The following is a 6100-nucleotide window of genomic DNA, read 5'->3' on the forward strand; positions in this document are numbered from 1 at the left end:
ATCTGCGTAGCAGCGCTCAAAATCGCGCGTGTAGTAGGGATCGGCGATTTGTAGGCGTTCGGAGTCGGTTAAATTTAAACCGGCGCCTTTTAAATTTAAGCTGGCTTGTTTTAGCGCGCCTTTAAAATTTAGCGCGGTGTAGTCTGTAAAATTTCCCTCTTTAAATTCCAAAAGAAATTTTACCTTAGCCATATCCTTGCCGCGAAAAATTCGCCACAGCGAGTGCATATTTTCATCATCCATGCAAAGAATTAGATCGTAGCGCTCGTAGTCTGCGGGCGTGACCTGCACGGCGCGATGCGCTACGAGCGGCACCTTTTGCTCTTTTAGCACGCGCTGCGTTTCGTAGTAGGGCGGCGAGCCGATCTCGTCGGTGTGCGTCGCCGCAGAATCTACGCTCACGCGCGCACTTAGGCCGCTTTGATTAATAAAATTTTGCATCACGGATTGCGCCATTGGCGAGCGGCAGATGTTGCCGTGACAGACGAAAAGTAGCCTCACGCGCGCCTACTGCGTGATGATGTCGTAGTTTTTCGGGATTGCGGGCTTAAAGATCGCCTCGTTTACCGGCGCGTTTTTGCGGACGTTGCTTAGATTTATGACGACCTTATTGTCCATTTTATCGGTATAGCTGATCTTACTCGGCAGATCACCCTTTAGCTCGATGAGATATTTCACATCGTCGAAGCTCGCCTCATAAACGCCGTTTTTATTTGGCTTTGCGTTCGCTAGGATCGCAGTTAAATTCGGCGTTTCTTTAATATTCGTGATGATAGCCTGCTCGAGTTCGGGCTCGATTACGACGACCTTTGTGAAGCTAAAAAATATATTTTTTATCGTAGGGGTCTTGTAATGCCACACGGCGTGCTCTTTTGTGGCGCTAAAATCGCCGCCGTAGCTGATTTTCGCATCGTCGCTCTGCACGGTTTGCGAAAAATTTGCGCTCAGAGTGTTGAATTCTATCCCGCTTGCGAATGCAAAAATGCAGCTTGCCGCTAAAGAAATAAGAGTTTTTTTCATAAATTTTGCCTTTATTTTTGAAAATTTGCGCGTATTATAGCCGTTTTTCTAGGATTTAATTAAATAGAAACTAAAAATATGTTAATATGCGCGGTTAAAATTTTAAAACTAAGGTTTGAGATGTTTAAAAAGGTCATCCACGGGATTTTCGGTACTAAAAACGATAGGATCGTCAAACAATACGCCAAGCGCGCAGCGCAGATCAGTGCGCTTGAAGAAAACTACGCGGCGATGGACGATGCGGCGCTTAAGGCGGAATTTGAAGCGTTAAGAGCGCAAGTTCGCGCGGGCGAAAAGAGCACGGACGACGTGCTTAACGAAGTGTTTGCTATCGTGCGAGAGGCGGGCAAAAGAGTGCTAAATATGCGCCACTTCGACGTTCAGCTGATAGGCGGTTTGGTGCTAAACGACGGCGCGATTGCCGAGATGAAAACGGGCGAAGGAAAGACCCTCGTAGCGACCTTGGCGGTAGTGCTAAATGCGATGGAGGGCAAAGGCGTTCATGTCGTGACCGTAAACGACTACCTAGCTAAGCGCGATGCTACGCAAATGGGCGAGCTATATGAATTTTTAGGACTTAGCACCGGTGTGATCGTAGGCGGCGAATACGATGACGCCAAGCGCAAGGCTGCGTACGCGTGCGACATCACTTATGGCACAAACAACGAGTTTGGCTTTGACTACCTGCGCGATAATATGAAATTTAGCGCGGATGAAAAGGTGCAGCGTGGGCATCATTTCGTAATCGTCGATGAAGTTGATAGTATTTTAATCGACGAAGCCAGGACGCCACTTATCATCTCTGGCCCTACGAACCGCACCCTGGACGGCTACATCAAGGCAAACGAAGTAGCTCGCCAAATGATCCGCGGCGAGGCGCCAGCCGATCCGAAAGGCAAGGCGACGGGTGATTTTACCGTAGATGAGAAAAACCGCGCCGTTTTGATTACAGAGGCAGGAATTTCAAAAGCCGAGAAGCTTTTTGGCGTCGATAACCTCTATAGTCTCGAAAATGCCGTGCTTAGCCACTACCTTGATCAAGCACTTAAGGCGAATTATCTATTTGAAAAGGACGTGCACTACGTCGTGCGCGACGGGCAGGTCATAATCGTGGATGAATTTACGGGTCGTCTTAGCGAAGGTCGCAGATTCAGCGAAGGCTTACACCAGGCTCTTGAAGCTAAAGAGGGCGTGCAGATCCAAGAGGAGAGCCAAACTCTTGCCGACATTACCTTTCAAAACTACTTCCGCCTTTACGAAAAACTCGCTGGTATGACGGGTACGGCACAGACGGAAGCAACGGAATTTTCTCAAATTTACAAACTCGAAGTAGTCTCTATCCCTACGAACGTGCCGGTCATCAGAAAGGATCAAAACGATCTTATCTACAAGACCGAGCGCGAGAAATTTGACGCCGTCATAAATGAGATCAAGCGGCTAAATTCCAAAGGTCAGCCCGTGCTAGTGGGTACGGCGTCGATTGAAAAGAGTGAGAAGCTGCACGAGCTTTTGGTTAAAGAAAACATCGCGCACTCCGTGCTAAACGCCAAAAATCACGAGCGCGAGGCGCAGATCATCAAAGACGCGGGCGTAAAGGGCGCCGTAACGATCGCTACGAATATGGCGGGACGCGGCGTGGATATCCGCATAGACGATGAAGTGCGCGCTTTGGGCGGGCTGTATATTTTAGGTACCGAGCGCCACGAAAGTCGCCGTATCGATAATCAGCTCCGCGGACGAAGCGGGCGCCAAGGTGATCCGGGCGAGAGTAGATTTTTCTTAAGCTTGGAGGATAATCTGCTTAGAATTTTTGGCAGCGACAAGATCAAAAATATCATGGATCGCTTGGGTTTGAAAGACGGCGAACATATCGAATCAGGCATGGTTTCGCGCGCCGTAGAAAACGCGCAGAAAAAGGTCGAGAGCTTGCATTTTGAAGCGCGTAAAAATATCCTAGAATACGACGACGTCGCAAACGAGCAGCGCAAGACGATCTATAAATATCGCAACGAGCTTTTGGATCCCGACTACGATCTGAAAGATAAAATCATCCAAAACCGCGAGGAGTACATCTCTAGCGTGCTTGAGGAGCTTGAAATTTTCGACGGCGCAAATATCAAAGAGGTCGATAAATTCCCGATCGTCGCCAAAATCGCTCAAGAAACGGGCGAGGTACTCGAAAACAGCGAGCTTGAGAAGGTCGATGATTTCAAAGAGCTGAAAGAAAAGATCATCGGCGCGCTTGCCGTTTCGTATGAAAACAAGATGGCGCCGATCGATCCGCAGCAGCGCAAAAGTATCGAAAAGATGCTTTATTTGCAGATCGTCGATCGCGACTGGCGGGAGCATCTGTATCAGATGGATATCCTAAAGGCAGGCATCGGACTTCGCGGCTACAACCACAAAGACCCGCTTACGGAGTATAAAAAGGAGAGCTACAATCTCTTTATGGAGCTCGTGATGCGCCTCAAATCCGATAGCATCCGCTTGCTGCATTCGATTCAGTTCAAATCTAGGGAGGAGATCGAAGCCGAGCAGCGTGCGATGCAGGAGCGCATGGAGAGCTCAAACGCCAAAGAGCTCGCCGCCGCAAGCACGAATGAAGCGCAGCTAAAGGGCGCAGAAGAGTTTGGCGACAAAAAGCCTAAGCGCAACGATCCTTGCCCTTGCGGTAGTGGCAAAAAATACAAAGACTGCCACGGCAAGGGCGGTCCGAAAAAAGGCGGCTTTGCGAGGTAGGCGCGGCGCTCGATCGTAAGTATCGTGCGATCAGTGATCTTGATTGTGAGCATTGCGCAATTGGCGCTTTTCAATCTTGCTTTTGTATTTAGTGGATCAGTCGAGGGCGAAGGCGTCATAAAATTTTAAAGGGGAGTTTGATCGCGAGGCGGCGTGGACGGAAATTTAAAAAGAGCTTGTTCGCGAGGCGGCACGAACGGTGCGCAAAGCTGCGCGATGGGGCGGAATTTTGGTTTTGAAATTTTTAAAATTTCAAAACGTGCCTGATGCTTTGTTGCATATTTTTCATGGCGCTGTTGCGGTGTGCCGTGCTGCAAAACGTAAGCCAATCAGCGCGTGATACTTAAATTTAATACGCGGCTAGGACACTGCGCGGCATTAAAATTTTAAATTTATGCGATTGCGGGCAAGCTTGCAAGCAGACTCCGCCTTTAAATTTTAAGAATTTCAAAATTCTAAAAAAGTTTTAAATTTCTAAAATTTTAAAATTTCGAGGCGTTTGAAATTTTAAAATTTAGAATTCGGGTTTAAAATTTCGAGGTTTTGGCAAGACGATATGTTTGATTTGCCGTATCGGATATCTTGGGGGCGAATTTCATTGCGTATAAATAGATTTCGGCGTGATTTTAAATTTTCAAAGCCCGCCGGAGTTTTTATATTTGAAGGCGCAGAACCCGTTTTTTGGAATTTTAAAATTCCAAAATACTTAAAATTTCACATAGAATTTAGCGCTAAATTTTATGTGAAATTTTACAAGGACGGCTTTTTTGGTAAAGTATTTATTATTCAAATATCTCAGATTCGACCGCTCTCAGCCCTTTATTACGCTTTCGGCACTGCTTGCGTTCTTGGGCGTCGGCGTGGGGCTTACGGTGCTGATCGTCGCGATGGCGATAATGAACGGTTTCGATAAGGAATTTGAGCGCAAGCTCTTTACGATGAACTACCCGATCACGATCCACAGCCACTTTCGCGGCGGTATTTCAAAAGACGACGTGGAGGGGCTGCGGGCGGACTTCCCCGATCTGATTTTTAGCCCGTATATCAGCTCGCAAGTCATCGCCAAAAGCGGCGAGAAGCTCGAGGGCGGGCTGATTTTCGGCGTAAATTTAAACGACGAAAAGCGCATCAACTCCGTCGTCGCAGCAGGCGCCAAAGACGCCAATCTAACGGACTACGGCATCATGATAGGGCGCGGGATCAAGGACGAGTTTGTGCTGGACGAGGGCGAAAAGATCACGATGATCTTTACGAAGAGCGATCCGGGCGGCTTTGCGCTAATCCCCAAGATGAAGCGTTTTGATGTGCGCGCGGATTTCAGCTCGGGGCTGATCGCCTACGACAAGGCGTATTCCTACGCGGACGCGAGCGATCTAGCCAAAATTTTAGGCTACGACGAGGGGACATTCGACGGCGTGCATGTTTTTTCAAACGATCCGTTTAAGGATCTGGAGCGCATTAAAAAAAGCCTCCCCGGCGGTGCTAGCGCCGTGGGCTGGTGGCAGCAAAACGGCAATTTCTTCAGCGCCCTTGCGCTTGAAAAACGCGCACTTTTCATCGTGCTGATGCTAATAATCCTAGTCGCGAGCCTAAATATCGTAAGTTCGCTTCTGATGACCGTGATGAACCGCCGCCAAGAGATCGCGCTTTTACTTAGCCTGGGAGCCAGCAAAAAGGAGGTCAAAAGGACCTTTTTTGCGCTCGGAGCCACGATCGGCGGCGGCGGCATCATATTCGGGCTCATTTTGGGCTTATTCGGCGTGTGGCTGCTCGGAAGCTTCGACATCGTAAATCTGCCCGCCGACGTTTACGGAAGCTCGAAACTGCCGATGGAGCTTTCGCTAGGCGATTTAGCGATGATTTTGATCGGCGCGGTGCTTATCGTGGCTCTTTCGTCATGGTATCCGGCCAAAAAAGCCACGCAGATCGACGTGCTGCAAACACTGCGCAACGAGTAAATTTAAACGCGGTGCCTTAAAATTTGGCGAAATTTTAAAATTTCGTAGCGGCGCGGTTGTATTTAGCAGTGTATTTAGCGCGGCATTTCGGCGAGCATGTGGCGGAGGCTGCGCGATCTTACGGCGCGAGTTTGCGCTGTATTAAATGCCGCACAAATACGATTAGCGCCCTTAGAGCTGCGCTCTTTGCAGCGAGATCGCAACCCGCGCAAAGCCTAAATTTTGATAAACTTGCATTGCTCGAATTAGTCAAAATTTTAAATTTCAAAGGGGATAAAATTTTTATGAGCGCTTTTCTAAATTTTGTAAAATTTTACAATCAGCCAAGGATGAAATCATAAAAATTTTGAAAGGATTTATGGTGAAAAAGATCGTTTTGTTTC

At 48.1% G+C, this 6100-nt stretch carries 4 protein-coding genes; 2 read left to right on the forward strand and 2 right to left on the reverse strand.

What is annotated here, in order from left to right:
* Together Q0257_RS03590 and lolA are read right to left on the reverse strand one after the other, a co-directional pair.
* Positions 1–501: low molecular weight protein-tyrosine-phosphatase (locus Q0257_RS03590; RefSeq protein ID WP_298021636.1), on the reverse strand; the 501-nt coding region annotated here is incomplete at its 3' end.
* A 6-nt stretch (positions 502–507) separates the two neighbouring features.
* Positions 508–1020 (reverse strand): LolA-like outer membrane lipoprotein chaperone, encoded by a 513-nt coding sequence (gene lolA / locus Q0257_RS03595; RefSeq protein WP_297896637.1) that lies wholly within the window; start codon positions 1018–1020, stop codon positions 508–510.
* 120 nt (positions 1021–1140) lie between these two features.
* Here lolA and secA point away from each other — a divergent pair, with 120 nt between their 5' ends.
* Together secA and Q0257_RS03605 are read left to right on the forward strand one after the other, a co-directional pair.
* Positions 1141–3759, forward strand: a complete 2619-nt coding sequence (gene secA / locus Q0257_RS03600) for a preprotein translocase subunit SecA (RefSeq protein ID WP_298021640.1) — start codon at positions 1141–1143, stop codon at positions 3757–3759.
* A gap of 767 nt (positions 3760–4526) precedes the next feature.
* Entirely contained in the window at positions 4527–5717 is a 1191-nt protein-coding gene (locus tag Q0257_RS03605; protein WP_298021644.1) for an ABC transporter permease, read from the forward strand.
* The last annotated feature ends 383 nt before the right edge of the window (positions 5718–6100 follow it).

This window comes from uncultured Campylobacter sp. (assembly GCF_938018035.1).
Lineage (GTDB): Bacteria > Campylobacterota > Campylobacteria > Campylobacterales > Campylobacteraceae > Campylobacter_B.

Excerpts from the sequence above, each read along its gene's own strand:
- lolA (WP_297896637.1), bottom strand. The coding sequence starts at position 1,020 with ATGAAAAAAACTCTTATTTCTTTAGCGGCAAGCTGCATTTTTGCATTC.
- secA (WP_298021640.1), top strand. The coding sequence starts at position 1,141 with ATGTTTAAAAAGGTCATCCACGGGATTTTCGGTACTAAAAACGATAGG.